This window comes from Pseudomonas sp. OST1909 (genome assembly GCF_015277575.1).
GTDB lineage: Bacteria > Pseudomonadota > Gammaproteobacteria > Pseudomonadales > Pseudomonadaceae > Aquipseudomonas > Aquipseudomonas synxantha_A.
Map to the genome: position 1 here is coordinate 433540 of NZ_CP063780.1, position 13260 is coordinate 446799.

Annotated in this window: 11 protein-coding genes; 9 read left to right on the forward strand and 2 right to left on the reverse strand. The window is 60.9% G+C overall.

The genetic code is table 11. The annotated features are described in order from the left end of the window. Positions 1-49: 49 nt before the first annotated feature. The 3 genes from gabD (at position 50) to IH404_RS01910 (ending at position 4275) form a co-directional block, all read left to right on the forward strand. Complete coding sequence (gabD, locus tag IH404_RS01900) at positions 50-1492, forward strand: NADP-dependent succinate-semialdehyde dehydrogenase (protein WP_005783679.1); 1443 nt, start codon at positions 50-52, stop codon at positions 1490-1492. A 178-nt stretch (positions 1493-1670) separates the two neighbouring features. Further along, positions 1671-2948 (forward strand): 4-aminobutyrate--2-oxoglutarate transaminase, encoded by a 1278-nt coding sequence (gabT, locus tag IH404_RS01905; protein WP_005783681.1) that lies wholly within the window; start codon positions 1671-1673, stop codon positions 2946-2948. Between the two features lie 118 nt (positions 2949-3066). Continuing rightward, positions 3067-4275, forward strand: a complete 1209-nt coding sequence (locus tag IH404_RS01910; protein ID WP_005783684.1) for an HDOD domain-containing protein — start codon at positions 3067-3069, stop codon at positions 4273-4275. 99 nt (positions 4276-4374) lie between these two features. On the opposite strand, the gene IH404_RS01915 is transcribed toward IH404_RS01910, so the two are convergent. Beyond that, positions 4375-5376 (reverse strand): sensor domain-containing diguanylate cyclase, encoded by a 1002-nt coding sequence (locus IH404_RS01915; RefSeq protein ID WP_005783693.1) that lies wholly within the window; start codon positions 5374-5376, stop codon positions 4375-4377. A 188-nt stretch (positions 5377-5564) separates the two neighbouring features. Continuing rightward, positions 5565-6749, reverse strand: coding sequence for a delta-9 fatty acid desaturase DesA (desA, locus tag IH404_RS01920; protein ID WP_005783697.1), 1185 nt, complete (start codon positions 6747-6749; stop codon positions 5565-5567). 166 nt (positions 6750-6915) lie between these two features. Between desA and dibA the strand changes: the two genes are divergently transcribed. From dibA to IH404_RS01950, 6 genes are all read left to right on the forward strand, one after another. After that, a complete protein-coding gene (dibA, locus tag IH404_RS01925) occupies positions 6916-8829 on the forward strand; it encodes a phosphodiesterase DibA (protein ID WP_194439766.1) in 1914 nt (637 codons plus the stop codon). Between the two features lie 236 nt (positions 8830-9065). Further along, positions 9066-9248, forward strand: a complete 183-nt coding sequence (gene oscA / locus IH404_RS01930; RefSeq protein ID WP_003170956.1) for a sulfur starvation response protein OscA — start codon at positions 9066-9068, stop codon at positions 9246-9248. Positions 9249-9312: 64 nt separating this feature from the next. Next, the gene (locus IH404_RS01935; protein ID WP_005783707.1) at positions 9313-10323 is read left to right on the forward strand and encodes a sulfate ABC transporter substrate-binding protein; all 1011 of its coding nucleotides are present in this window, start codon (positions 9313-9315) and stop codon (positions 10321-10323) included. A 199-nt stretch (positions 10324-10522) separates the two neighbouring features. Continuing rightward, positions 10523-11341: a sulfate ABC transporter permease subunit CysT gene (gene cysT / locus IH404_RS01940; protein WP_005783708.1), complete on the forward strand. Its 819-nt coding sequence runs from the start codon at positions 10523-10525 to the stop codon at positions 11339-11341. A gap of 13 nt (positions 11342-11354) precedes the next feature. Then, the gene (cysW, locus tag IH404_RS01945) at positions 11355-12227 is read left to right on the forward strand and encodes a sulfate ABC transporter permease subunit CysW (RefSeq protein WP_005783709.1); all 873 of its coding nucleotides are present in this window, start codon (positions 11355-11357) and stop codon (positions 12225-12227) included. 3 nt (positions 12228-12230) lie between these two features. Further along, positions 12231-13211, forward strand: a complete 981-nt coding sequence (locus tag IH404_RS01950; RefSeq protein ID WP_005783710.1) for a sulfate ABC transporter ATP-binding protein — start codon at positions 12231-12233, stop codon at positions 13209-13211. Positions 13212-13260 lie beyond the last annotated feature (49 nt).

Sequence of the window (13260 nt, forward strand, 5' to 3'; positions counted from 1 at the left end):
CAACTCTAATTCGCTCCGCGTGCGCGCGGTGCTGTTAAGGAAAGCCGACATGCAGCTCAAAGATACCCAATTGTTCCGCCAGCAAGCCTTTATCGATGGCGCTTGGGTCGATGCGGACAACGGTCAGACCATCAAGGTCAACAACCCGGCCACGGGCGAGATTCTCGGCAGCGTGCCGAAGATGGGCGCCGCGGAAACCCGCCGTGCCATCGAAGCCGCCGACAAGGCGCTGCCGGCCTGGCGTGCACTCACCGCCAAGGAGCGCGCCAACAAGCTGCGCCGCTGGTTCGAACTGTTGATCGAAAACCAGGACGACCTCGGCCGCCTGATGACCCTCGAACAAGGCAAGCCGCTGGCCGAAGCCAAGGGCGAAATCGTCTACGCCGCCTCCTTTATCGAGTGGTTCGCCGAAGAAGCCAAGCGCATCTACGGTGACGTGATCCCCGGCCACCAGCCCGACAAGCGCCTGATCGTGATCAAGCAGCCTATCGGCGTGACCGCAGCCATCACCCCGTGGAACTTCCCTGCGGCGATGATCACCCGCAAAGCCGGCCCGGCCCTGGCCGCCGGTTGCACCATGGTGATCAAACCGGCCTCGCAAACGCCGTTCTCGGCCCTGGCCCTGGTTGAGCTGGCGCACCGCGCCGGTATCCCCAAAGGCGTGCTCAGCGTGGTCACCGGCAGCGCCGGCGACATCGGCGGCGAACTGACCAGCAACCCGATCGTGCGTAAATTGTCCTTCACCGGTTCGACCGAAATCGGTCGCCAGTTGATGGCCGAATGCGCCAAAGACATCAAGAAAGTCTCCCTGGAGCTGGGCGGTAACGCACCGTTCATCGTGTTCGACGACGCCGACCTGGATAAGGCCGTCGAAGGCGCGATCATCTCCAAGTACCGCAACAACGGCCAGACCTGCGTGTGCGCCAACCGCCTGTACATTCAGGATTCGGTGTACGACGCCTTCGCTGAAAAGCTCAAGGTCGCGGTGACCAAATTGAAGATCGGTAACGGTCTGGAAGAAGGCACCACCACGGGCCCGTTGATCGACGAAAAGGCCGTGGCCAAGGTTCAGGAACATATCGCGGATGCCCTGAGCAAAGGCGCCACGCTGCTGGCCGGTGGCAAGGCGATGGAAGGCAATTTCTTTGAGCCGACCATCCTCACCAACGTCTCCAAAGACTCCGCCGTGGCCAAGGAAGAAACCTTCGGCCCTCTGGCGCCGCTGTTCCGCTTCAAAGACGAAGCCGATGTGATCGCCATGGCCAACGACACCGAGTTCGGCCTGGCGTCGTATTTCTATGCGCGTGACCTGGGCCGTGTGTTCCGTGTGGCCGAGGCCCTGGAATACGGTATGGTCGGCGTCAACACCGGGTTGATCTCCAACGAAGTGGCACCGTTCGGCGGTATCAAGGCCTCGGGCCTGGGCCGTGAAGGCTCCAAGTACGGGATCGAGGATTACCTGGAAATCAAATACCTCTGCCTGGGTATCTAAGGCGCGGGATTGCAGTAAACGCAGAGGGCACGAGAGCGCTGTCCCTTTGCGTGCTTCACATCGTTATTCGTAGTGGCCGGGAAAGCTGGGGCAGTCGATCATCGAATGCTGCCGTAGTTGCCTCCCCGCCACGTATGCCTTGGACCACGCCACCCGATGAGTGGCGAATGAGGACTTTATGAGCAAGACCAACGCTTCCCTGATGAAACGCCGCGAAGCCGCTGTACCGCGCGGTGTTGGCCAGATTCACCCGATCTTCGCCGACTCTGCGAAGAACGCCACCGTGACCGACGTTGAAGGTCGCGAGTTCATCGACTTCGCCGGCGGTATCGCCGTGCTGAACACCGGCCACGTGCACCCGAAAATCATCGCGGCCGTGACCGAGCAGTTGAACAAGCTGACCCACACCTGCTTCCAGGTATTGGCCTACGAGCCCTACGTAGAAGTGTGCGAAAAAGTCGCCGCCAAGGTGCCGGGTGATTTCGCCAAGAAAACCCTGCTGGTCACCACCGGTTCCGAAGCGGTCGAAAACGCCGTGAAGATCGCCCGCGCCGCCACGGGCCGCGCCGGCGTGATCGCCTTCACTGGCGCTTACCACGGCCGCACCATGATGACCCTCGGCCTGACCGGTAAGGTCGTGCCTTACTCGGCCGGCATGGGCCTGATGCCAGGTGGCGTGTTCCGTGCGCTGTACCCGAACGAACTGCACGGCGTGAGCGTCGATGACTCGATCGCCAGCATCGAGCGCATCTTCAAGAACGATGCCGAGCCGCGTGATATCGCCGCCATCATCATCGAACCGGTGCAGGGCGAGGGCGGTTTCTACGTCGCGCCGAAAGCCTTCATGCAGCGCCTGCGCGAACTGTGCGACAAGCACGGCATCCTGCTGATTGCCGACGAAGTGCAAACCGGTGCCGGGCGTACCGGTACCTTCTTCGCCATGGAACAGATGGGCGTTGCCGCCGACCTGACCACCTTCGCCAAATCCATCGCTGGCGGCTTCCCGCTGGCCGGTGTGTGTGGCAAGGCCGAATACATGGATGCCATCGCCCCAGGCGGCCTGGGCGGCACCTATGCCGGTAGCCCGATTGCCTGTGCGGCAGCCCTTGCGGTGATGGAAGTGTTCGAAGAAGAGCACCTGCTGGACCGCTGCAAGGCTGTCGGCGAGCGCCTGGTGACCGGCCTCAAGGCCATCCAGGCCAAGTACCCGGTGATCGGCGAAGTGCGTGCCCTGGGCGCGATGATCGCGGTCGAGCTGTTCGAAGACGGCGACACCCACAAGCCAAACGCTGCCGCCGTTGCCTCCGTGGTGGCCAAGGCGCGTGACAAGGGCTTGATCCTGCTGTCTTGTGGTACTTACGGCAACGTGTTGCGCGTACTGGTGCCGCTGACCTCGCCGGACGAGCAGTTGGACAAGGGCCTGGCGATTATCGAAGAGTGTTTCTCTGAACTCTGAGACGCCCCGCTCCTACGAAAAGCAAAAAAACCGCTTCGGCGGTTTTTTTGTGCCTGCTTCATTGTACGCACGCGGCGGCATTGTCTAAGGTGCAAGCATTGCCGATGGAGCGTGCTGGATGACTGCTGTTGATTTACCTGCTGTACCCCGAGTGTTGATTGCCGAGGCGGACCCCTGGTCGCGGGACCTGCTCAAGCAAGTGTTGTTGAATGTGCGTTGTGATGCGCGGCTGGATGTGTGCGCAGATGGTGACCACGCTGCTGCGCTGTTGCGTGAGAAAAGCTATGACCTGATCCTGGCGGATTGGGAGCTTGCAGGCGTCGATGGCCTGAGCCTGCTGCGCAGTGTGCGCCAGCAGCGCCGCTCCCCCGCATTGCCATTTATTCTGCTGAGCAGTCGCAACGACAGCGCCAGCGTACGCGAAGCCTTGCCCCTGGCGCCCACGGCCTACCTGACCCGCCCGCTGAACATGGAGAGCCTGACCCAGCGCCTGCAAGACCTGCTGCTTAACGAAGGCGAAAGCGTGTATTGCGAGATCCCGGCGCTGGCACCGGGAATGACCTTGCCAGCATTCCTGGAGCAGCGCCGAGAGGTCTGCGATGGCGCACCGTTGCGCGTGGACGTGAAAGCGGCGGTGCATCGCAGCCTGGGCCCCGAGGGCGTGGACCTGCAGCAGCTTGAAGATCAGGTGCGCATGGACCCGCAAATCACCGCTGTGCTGATCGCTGCCGCCAACAGTGCGGGGTATCACGGCACGCCGGTGCAGACGCTGCACGCGGCCCTGAACAAGCTGGTCCCCGGGCAAAGCATGAACCTCATCCTGGGCCTTGCGCTCAAGCACAACGTGGTGCTGGGTGACCCCGGCCTGGTGGCCTACGCCGAGCGGCACTGGCAGTTGTCCGAGGACAGCGCCGAGTACGCCCGGCGCCTGGCACGCATGTTGGAACTGGATCACCAGCGCTGCTACAGCGCCTGCATCCTGCATCGGTTGGGCGACCTGGCCTTGTTGCGCTGCCTGGAAGACTGGCGTCAGGGTGGCGGCGCCCTGGATGACGAAGCGATCGGCGAATCCCTCGACAACTTCGGCGCCGCCTACGGTTCGGCGTTGCGCACGCGTTGGCGCTTGCCGCTGGAGTTGCGGCAGTTGATCGCAGGGATCTATTCACTTGAAGGCGGGGTGTATTCGCGCGAAGCCCTGGTGGTGAACCTCGCAGTGCAAATGGCGCGGCTGACTGAGCACGAAGGGCTGGAAGAACTGGCGGGCAGCAAGACCGCGCGGCTGCTCAAGGTCGGCTTGCCGGAACTGACCCGAGTGCGCAAAACCTGAAACACACACCGATCAATTGTGGGAGCTGGCTTGCCTGCGATAGCGGTGGGTCAGCCAAGACGCCATCGCAGGCAAGCCAGCTCCCACAGTTGATCGGTATTAACCGGCTATAACGCGGTTCTTGCCTTGGCGTTTTGCCTCGTACATCGCCGCATCCGCTCGCGCAAACAGGCTGTCGAGGGTGGAGTCGTCTTCGCGCAGGCCGGCCAGGCCCTGGCTGACAGTCACATTGAATTCATGCCCTTCGTAGCTGAACACCAACGCCTGGATTTCCTTGCCCAACCGCTCGGCAACCTGCAGGGCCATCTCCGGTGGGCAACCCGGCAGGACGGCGGCAAACTCTTCGCCGCCAATGCGCCCGAACAGGTCGCCACGGCGCAATACCCCCCGACCACTCTCAGCGATGCGCCGCAGCACCTGGTCGCCCTCCAGGTGGCCGTAGGTGTCGTTGACGTCCTTGAAGTCATCGATGTCCAGCAACAGGAACGCCAGCGGCGTGCCCTGAACGCAGGCGTTGTCGAACGCCTGGTTGGCGCATTCGAAAAAATACCGGCGGTTGCTGCTTTGGGTCAGCACGTCGGTGGTGGCCAGACGTTGCAGTTCCAGCTCCAGCAGCTTCTTTTCGGTGATGTCTTCGGCCATGCCAACCACAATCAGCGGTTCACCGGGCACCACCTGCTGGTTGATGTAGCACTTGTCACTCAGCCAGCGGATTTGCCCGTCGGCGGTGATGATGCGGTACTCGCGGTCTTCCACGGCGCCTTGTTCCAGCACGCGGGCCAGGCTGTGTTCGGCGTAATCGAGGTCTTCGGGGTGAACGCTGTTGCGCCATTCGCGGTGGTCGGCCAACAGCAAGCCGGCCGAACGGCCGAATATGCGCTCGTAGGCTGGGCTCACATACAGCACGCGACGGGTAGCCCAATCGATGGCCCAGAGCACGGCGTTCACGCTCACCAACAGCGAACTGAGCAATTGCTCGCGCTCACTCAGCCGCTCCACTTCGCCCTGGGCATGCATCAGCGCCAACAGGGTCGCCGCCGCGGCCGGACGCGGCGGCTCGGCAGTGGGCACATCGGGCAGGCAGGGCTTTTCGTGAACCATCGGTACAACTCTCTCTGGGCGCGCCGCAGGATGGAGCAGCGGTCACTACAAGGGGTCACCATGATGGCGAAGTGTTCTTTGAGAGAGGGGATTTGCAGTGAAGTTCCGTGATCGGCATGGATTGACGGTGCCCGGAAAATGGCGCCAAAAAGCCAGTGTGTGGGAGGGCAAGCCCTCCCAAAGTACCGTCAGACCGCCGCAGGGCGCAGCGAGTAGGTCTTCAACTGGTGGGCAAAGTCGCGCAGGGATTGAATGCCACTGGCCTCGGCTTCGTGCACCCATTCCTTGATCGCGGCCAGCATATCGTGGCCATTGGTGCTGGTCTTGAGCCAGATCTGCTGGAGCGCCAGACGCTTTTCATAGATCACGGTCAGCGCATGGCTGTGCTCCAACATGCTTTGGATGCGCAAGTGGTGACGGTCATCCAGCAAGCTGGTTTCCCGTGACAACAGGCGCTTGGCACGATGGAACTGGTGACGTACCGAGTGATCGACCTTCTCCAGCTCCTGCTTGACCAGCGGGCCGATTACCAACTTGCGGTATTGGGCCATGATCTGGAAACGGTTGTTGAGGATCGCCATGGCGGTGTCCATGTCCAGGCTGCCCTTGCCTTCGACGCGGTGGGCGATGGGGGCAACACGCTGCACCTTGGCCAGGCGCAGGAAGCTGAACACCTTGATCCAGGCCCAGCCCAGGTCGAACTCCCACTTCTTCACCGACAGCTTGGCCGAGTTGGGGTAGGTGTGGTGGTTGTTATGCAGCTCTTCGCCGCCGACGATGATGCCCCACGGCACCAGGTTGGTGGCGGCGTCACGGCATTCGAAGTTGCGATAGCCCACGGCATGGCCCAGGCCATTGATCACGCCGGCGGCCCAGAACGGAATCCACATCATCTGGATCGCCCAGATGGTGATACCGATGGTGCCGAACAGCAGCAGGTCGATCACGCCCATGAGCGCCACGCCCAACAGCGGGTAGCGCGTGTAGAGCTTGCGTTCGATCCAGTCGTCCGGGCAGTTCTTGCCGTAGATGCGCAGGGTCTCTGGGTTCTCCGCCTCGGCACGGTACAGCTCGGCGCCTTTGCGCAGCACCGTGGACAGGCCCTTGATCACCGGGCTGTGCGGGTCATCGACGGTTTCGCATTTGGCGTGGTGCTTGCGGTGGATGGCGGTCCACTCGCGGGTGTTCTGCGCCGTGGTCAGCCACAGCCAGAAGCGGAAGAAGTGTTTCAGGCCGGCATTGAGCTCAAGGGAGCGATGGGCCGAATAACGGTGCAGATAGACAGTGACCCCAATAATGGTCACGTGGGTCATCAACAGCGTGACTGCCACCAGTTGCCAGGCTGACAGGTCAAGAAAACCGTTGTACCACATAGGCTGTATGGCCCTCAGATAAAGAAAAGAACAGCTCACGCATTATCACTAAGCCTACAGAGAAAACCAGCCGCTCTTTCAGATAGGAGTGACTGGATGTTTCTTATTCTATAATCCCCAGCCTTCGTAGGGCGATTCTGTTTTTTTGGTAAGGATTACTGACCATATGCTGTTTTCATACCGAGGAGCCCTACGTGCGGGGCTGGTATACCTGCTGATTTCCGTTGTATGGCTCAGACTCAGCCACCAATTATTGATCAACTTTATTGATGAACCGGGGGCGCTGGCGCATTGGCTGCAACTTCGCGGCTACGTGTGGGTAGCCCTGAGTGCGCTGGCCATATACCTGATGGGCGTACGTTTCGCCCGCGCCCACCAACTGCAGCTACCCCTGCAAGAAAACCGCGTACGCCTGCAACAGGCGGCAGCCGTGTTCGATTGCACCCGCGAAGGTGTATTGGTCACCGATGCCCAGGGCCTGATCGTGCACGTCAACCGGGCATTCATGGAGATTACCGGCTACCGCCGCGAAGACGTCATGGGCCGACCACCCAGCCTGTTCAAGTCCGGGCGCCATTCGTCGGCTTTCTATCAACAGATGTTTCAGACCCTGGAACGCGAAGGCGAATGGAGCGGCGAAATCTGGAACCGCCGCAAAAGCGGCGAGGTGTATCCACAGTGGCAAACCATCCGTGTGATTCGCGATGAGCGGAGCCATATCAGCCATTACGTCGCGGTGTTCTCGGACATCAGCGCCATCAAGGACTCCGAACACGAACTGGCGCACCTGGCCCATCACGACCCGCTCACCGACCTGCCCAACCGCCTTTTATTCACCGATCGTACCGAGCAGGCCCTGGCCTCGGCGCAAGTGCACAAGCGTGGCTGTGCCCTGCTGTTGATGGACCTGGACCACTTCAAGATCATCAATGACAGCCTGGGCCACAATGTTGGAGACCAGTTGCTCAAGCTGGTGGCTGACCGTCTCAAGGGCCTGTTCGGGCCTGGGGTCACACTCGCGCGGCTGGGCGGCGACGAGTTCGCGGTGCTGGCGGAAAGTTGTCCACAGGTGATCCAGGCCGCTGCCTTGGCGCAGCGCATGCTCAATGCCATGAAAGACCCGTTTGTTTTTGACGGTAATCAATTGTTTATCAGCGCCAGTATTGGCATCAGCCTGTTCCCCAGCGATGCCTTGAGCGCCGAGCAATTACTGCGCAATGCCGACTCCGCGTTGTTCAAGGCCAAAAGCGCCGGCCGCGAGGGCTATGCCCTGTACACCGAAGAGCTGACCGCTCACGCGCAAAATCGCGTGGAGATCGCCAGCGAACTGCGCCGGGCCCTCGACCAGCAGGAACTGCGCGTCTACTACCAGCCGGTGCATAACCTGCCCGACAGCCGTTTGGTGGGCGTTGAAGCGCTGGTGCGCTGGCAGCATCCGGAGCGCGGCCTGGTGCCCCCTGGCGAATTCATCCCCATCGCCGAACGCACCGGGTTGATTGCCGATATCGACGCGTGGGTGATGGACCAGGCGTGCCGGCAGATGTGCCAATGGCTGGCGGACGGCGCGCCGTTGGGCTTTATCGCCGTCAACGTCTCCAGCCGCCTGTTTGCCCGGCGTGAACTCTATGAACAAGTGGCTCAGGTGCTGCACGACACGGGCCTGGACCCGGCGTTTCTTGAGCTGGAAGTCACCGAAAGCGCTGTGATGGACGACCCGGAGGTGGCCCTTGAGCAACTGCACCGTCTGCGCGAACTGGGCTTGCGCCTGGCCATCGACGATTTCGGCACCGGCTACTCGTCGCTGTTGCGCCTCAAGCGCCTGCCGGTGCAGAAGCTGAAGATCGACCAAGGCTTCGTCGCCGGTCTGCCGTGGGACGAAGACGACGCCGCGATCGTGCGTGTGGTCATCGCCCTGGCCAAAAGCATGGGGATGCAGGTACATGCCGAAGGAATCGAGCAGGTGGAACAGGCGCGGTTCCTGTTGGATCAGGAGTGCGATATGGGCCAGGGATACTGGTTTGGACGGCCGATGCCGGCCGACGCTATCGACTGGACCCGAGCACCCCAAATCCAGACTTGAAATGCGCTCAAAATGTGGGAGGGGGCTTGCTCCCACATTTGGATCACATCAGGCCTTAACTTCAGCATCTGAGCAGAAAATCCACCCGCAACCCTGCGCCCTATCAGAAAATTCTTTCTGGTTATATAAACATTCTTAAATAGTATTTTTAAGAATATCCACGCTTATCTACTATCGCCCTCACGCCGCAAGCAGTGTCGTCACTGCCAGGCACTATTCATTTCAGGAGCGAGACCATGAGCGCATCTCTACGTAGCGTCGACGGCCAGGACGAAGCAGCCATTTTGCGTGAGATCCAGAGCGCCTTGCGCGATCTGCGCTTTGGCGCGGTGGAAATCACTGTGCACAACGCCCAAGTGGTACAGATCGAGCGCAAGGAAAAATTCCGTCTGCAGAACCCGGGTAACAAACCGAGCTGAGCAAGAACGGCGATAGACCCGCAACTATAAGAAAAGCCAACACTCAAGAATTTCAGGAGCTTCTATGTCGTCGATTCGCCGTTATGCCTTGGCCGCGCTGGCCAGTGCCGTGTTTGCCGGTTCCGCTGTTGCCAAGGACTACGAGTTGCTCAATGTCTCGTACGACCCGACCCGTGAGCTGTACCAGGACTACAACGCAGAGTTCACCAACTTCTGGAAGCAGTCTCACCCCGGCGACAACGTCAAGATCCAGCAGTCCCACGGCGGCTCGGGCAAGCAGGCACGAGCAGTGATCGACGGCCTGCGCGCCGACGTGGTGACCCTGGCCCTGGCCGGTGACATCGATGAAGTCGCCAAGCTGGGCAAGACCCTGCCGGAAAACTGGCAGACGCGTCTGCCGGACGCCAGCACCCCGTACACCTCGACCATCGTGTTCCTGGTGCGCAAGGGCAACCCTAAAGGCATCAAGGATTGGGGCGACCTGATCAAGAAAGACGTGTCGGTGATCACGCCCAACCCGAAAACCTCCGGCGGGGCGCGCTGGAACTTCCTTGCTGCCTGGGCCTATGGCCTCAAGGCCGGAGGCAGCGAAGCCAAGGCTCAGGAATACGTGAAAGAGCTGTTCAAGCACGTCCCGGTACTGGACACCGGCGCCCGGGGTTCTACCATTACCTTCGTCAACAACGGTCAGGGTGACGTATTGCTGGCCTGGGAAAACGAGGCGTTCCTGGCCTTGAAAGAAGACGGCGGCGCCGACAAGTTCGACATTGTCGTGCCGTCCCTGTCGATCCTGGCGGAGCCGCCGGTGGCTGTGGTCGACAAGAACGCCGAGAAAAAAGGCAATACCGAGATCGCCACCGAATACCTCAAACACCTGTACAGCCCGGCCGGCCAGGAGATTGCGGCGAAAAACTTCTACCGCCCACGCGATGCAAAAGTAGCCGCCAAATACGCCCAGCAGTTCCCGAAACTGGACCTGGTGACTATCGACAAAGATTTCGGCGGCTGGAAAACTGCCCAACCGAAATTCTTTAACGACGGTGGCGTGTTCGACCAGATCTACACGGCGCAGTAAGCCAAAGTAACTGTAGGGGCCTGACTTTCTGTAGGAACTGGGCTTGTGTGGGAGCTGGCTTGCCTGCGATAGCATCACCGTGGTGTGGCTGATACACCGAGGTGCCTGCATCGCGGGCAAGCCCGGCTCCCACAGAAAAGCCAGCTGCCACAAAAAGTGCGCTCCTACAGTGGTTTCTACCCTTTAACCAAGGACTCTTATGTCGCGTCGTATTTCCCCCGTCATACCCGGCTTCGGGCTGACGCTGGGCTACACCGTCGTGTACCTCAGCCTGATCGTGCTCATCCCGCTGGCGGCGATGTTTGTACACGCCGCTCAACTCACCTGGGATCAGTTCTGGAACATCATCTCCGCACCTCGCGTGCTGGCGGCGTTGAAGCTGAGCTTCAGCACCGCGCTGTACGCCGCGCTGATCAACGGCGTGATCGGCACGCTGCTGGCCTGGGTGTTGGTGCGCTACACCTTCCCTGGCCGCAAGATCATCGATGCGATGATCGACCTGCCGTTCGCCTTACCCACTGCCGTCGCCGGTATTGCCTTGACCGCGCTGTATGCGCCTAACGGCCTGGTCGGCCAGTTCGCAACCGACCTGGGCTTCAAAATCGCCTATACCCCCTTGGGCATCACCCTGGCGCTGACCTTCGTGACCTTGCCCTTCGTGGTGCGCACGGTGCAGCCGGTACTCGCCGACATCCCCCGGGAAGTCGAAGAGGCCGCCGCTTGCCTGGGCGCCAAGCCACTGCAGGTGTTCCGCCATATCCTCGTGCCGGCATTGTTGCCTGCCTGGCTGACCGGGTTCGCGTTGGCCTTCGCCCGTGGCGTGGGTGAGTACGGTTCGGTGATCTTCATCGCCGGTAACATGCCGATGAAGACCGAAATCCTGCCGTTGCTGATCATGGTCAAGCTGGACCAATACGACTACCGCGGCGCCACCTCCATTGGCGTGCTGATGCTGGTGGTTTCCTTTGTCTTGCTGCTGCTGATCAACTTGTTGCAGCGGCGCATCGAACGTCCATAAGGAGGCGCGGAACATGTCCCAATCGTCTATTTCCGCCGCGTCCTCGGCCAACGCTGCCCGCCGTGGCAGCGCGACGTCGCGACGTATCCTGATCGGCCTTGGCTGGCTGGTGTTCGCCCTGTTCCTGCTGTTGCCGCTGGTGATCGTGGTGTCCCAGGGCCTGAAGAATGGCCTCGGTTCGTTCTTCACTGCGATCCTTGAGCCGGACGCGCTGTCGGCGCTGAAACTCACGGTGATCGCCGTGTTGATTTCGGTGCCGCTCAACCTGGTGTTCGGCGTCAGCGCGGCCTGGTGCGTAAGCAAGTATTCGTTCCGTGGCAAAAGCATCCTGGTCACGCTGATCGACCTGCCGTTCTCGGTTTCACCGGTGATTGCGGGCCTGGTCTACGTGCTGATGTTCGGCGCCCAGGGCTTCTTCGGGCCGTGGTTGCAGGAGCATGACATCCAGATCGTGTTCGCCTTGCCCGGCATCGTGCTGGCGACCATCTTCGTTACTGTGCCGTTCGTGGCCCGGGAATTGATCCCGCTGATGCAGGAGCAAGGCACCCAGGAAGAAGAGGCCGCGCGCCTGCTGGGCGCCAATGGCTGGCAGATGTTCTGGCATGTCACCGTGCCGAACATCAAGTGGGGCCTGATCTACGGCGTGGTGCTGTGCACGGCGCGGGCTATGGGCGAGTTCGGCGCGGTGTCGGTGGTGTCCGGGCACATTCGCGGCGTCACCAACACCCTGCCGCTGCACGTCGAGATCCTCTACAACGAATACAACCATGTTGCCGCGTTTGCGGTGGCCAGCCTGTTGCTGATCCTGGCGCTCTTCATCCTGCTGCTCAAGCAGTGGAGCGAGAACCGAATCAACCGCCTGCGCAACAGCGCCGGTGAGGAATAAGTCATGTCGATCGAAGTCCGTAATGTCAGCAAGAACTTCAACGCCTTCAAGGCCCTGGACAGCATCAACCTGGATATCCAGAGTGGCGAGCTGGTGGCGTTGCTGGGCCCGTCCGGCTGCGGCAAGACCACCTTGCTGCGCATCATCGCCGGCCTGGAAACCCCGGATGCCGGCAGCATCGTGTTCCACGGCGAAGACGTGTCCGGCCACGATGTGCGTGATCGCAATGTCGGCTTCGTGTTCCAGCACTACGCCTTGTTCCGCCATATGACCGTGTTCGATAACGTCGCCTTCGGCCTGCGCATGAAACCAAAAAACCAGCGCCCGAATGAAAGCCAGATCGCGGCCAAGGTCCATGAGCTGCTGAACATGGTGCAACTCGATTGGTTGTCCGACCGCTACCCGGAACAACTCTCCGGTGGTCAGCGCCAACGTATCGCCCTGGCCCGCGCCCTGGCAGTAGAGCCGAAAGTGTTGCTGCTGGACGAGCCCTTCGGCGCCCTTGATGCCAAGGTGCGTAAAGAGCTGCGCCGCTGGCTGGCGCGCCTGCACGAAGACATCAACCTGACCTCGGTCTTCGTGACCCACGACCAGGAAGAGGCCATGGAAGTCGCCGACCGCATCGTGGTGATGAACAAGGGCGTGATCGAGCAGATCGGCTCACCGGGGGATGTTTACGAAAACCCGGCAAGCGATTTTGTTTATCACTTCCTGGGTGATTCGAACCGCCTGCATTTGGGCGAAGACAAGCACCTGCTGTTCCGACCCCACGAAGTGTCGTTGTCGCGGCATGAACTGGAAGATCACCATGCGGCCGAGGTACGCGATATTCGTCCGTTGGGTGCAACGACTCGCGTGACCTTGAAGGTGGAAGGGCAAAGCGAGTTGATCGAGGCCGAGGTGGTGAAAGACCACGACAGCCTCACCGGGCTGGCGCGTGGCGAGACCCTGTTCTTCAAACCCAAGGTCTGGCAAAAAGCTTAAGCTCAATACAGAACCCAATGTGGGAGGGGGCAAGTCGAATCGTCGCACC

Excerpts from the sequence above, each read along its gene's own strand:
- gabT (WP_005783681.1), top strand. The coding sequence starts at position 1,671 with ATGAGCAAGACCAACGCTTCCCTGATGAAACGCCGCGAAGCCGCTGTA.
- cysW (WP_005783709.1), top strand. The coding sequence starts at position 11,355 with ATGTCCCAATCGTCTATTTCCGCCGCGTCCTCGGCCAACGCTGCCCGC.
- oscA (WP_003170956.1), top strand. The coding sequence starts at position 9,066 with ATGAGCGCATCTCTACGTAGCGTCGACGGCCAGGACGAAGCAGCCATT.
- gabD (WP_005783679.1), top strand. The coding sequence starts at position 50 with ATGCAGCTCAAAGATACCCAATTGTTCCGCCAGCAAGCCTTTATCGAT.
- desA (WP_005783697.1), bottom strand. The coding sequence starts at position 6,749 with ATGTGGTACAACGGTTTTCTTGACCTGTCAGCCTGGCAACTGGTGGCA.
- dibA (WP_194439766.1), top strand. The coding sequence starts at position 6,916 with ATGCTGTTTTCATACCGAGGAGCCCTACGTGCGGGGCTGGTATACCTG.
- IH404_RS01950 (WP_005783710.1), top strand. The coding sequence starts at position 12,231 with ATGTCGATCGAAGTCCGTAATGTCAGCAAGAACTTCAACGCCTTCAAG.
- cysT (WP_005783708.1), top strand. The coding sequence starts at position 10,523 with ATGTCGCGTCGTATTTCCCCCGTCATACCCGGCTTCGGGCTGACGCTG.
- IH404_RS01915 (WP_005783693.1), bottom strand. The coding sequence starts at position 5,376 with ATGGTTCACGAAAAGCCCTGCCTGCCCGATGTGCCCACTGCCGAGCCG.
- IH404_RS01935 (WP_005783707.1), top strand. The coding sequence starts at position 9,313 with ATGTCGTCGATTCGCCGTTATGCCTTGGCCGCGCTGGCCAGTGCCGTG.
- IH404_RS01910 (WP_005783684.1), top strand. The coding sequence starts at position 3,067 with ATGACTGCTGTTGATTTACCTGCTGTACCCCGAGTGTTGATTGCCGAG.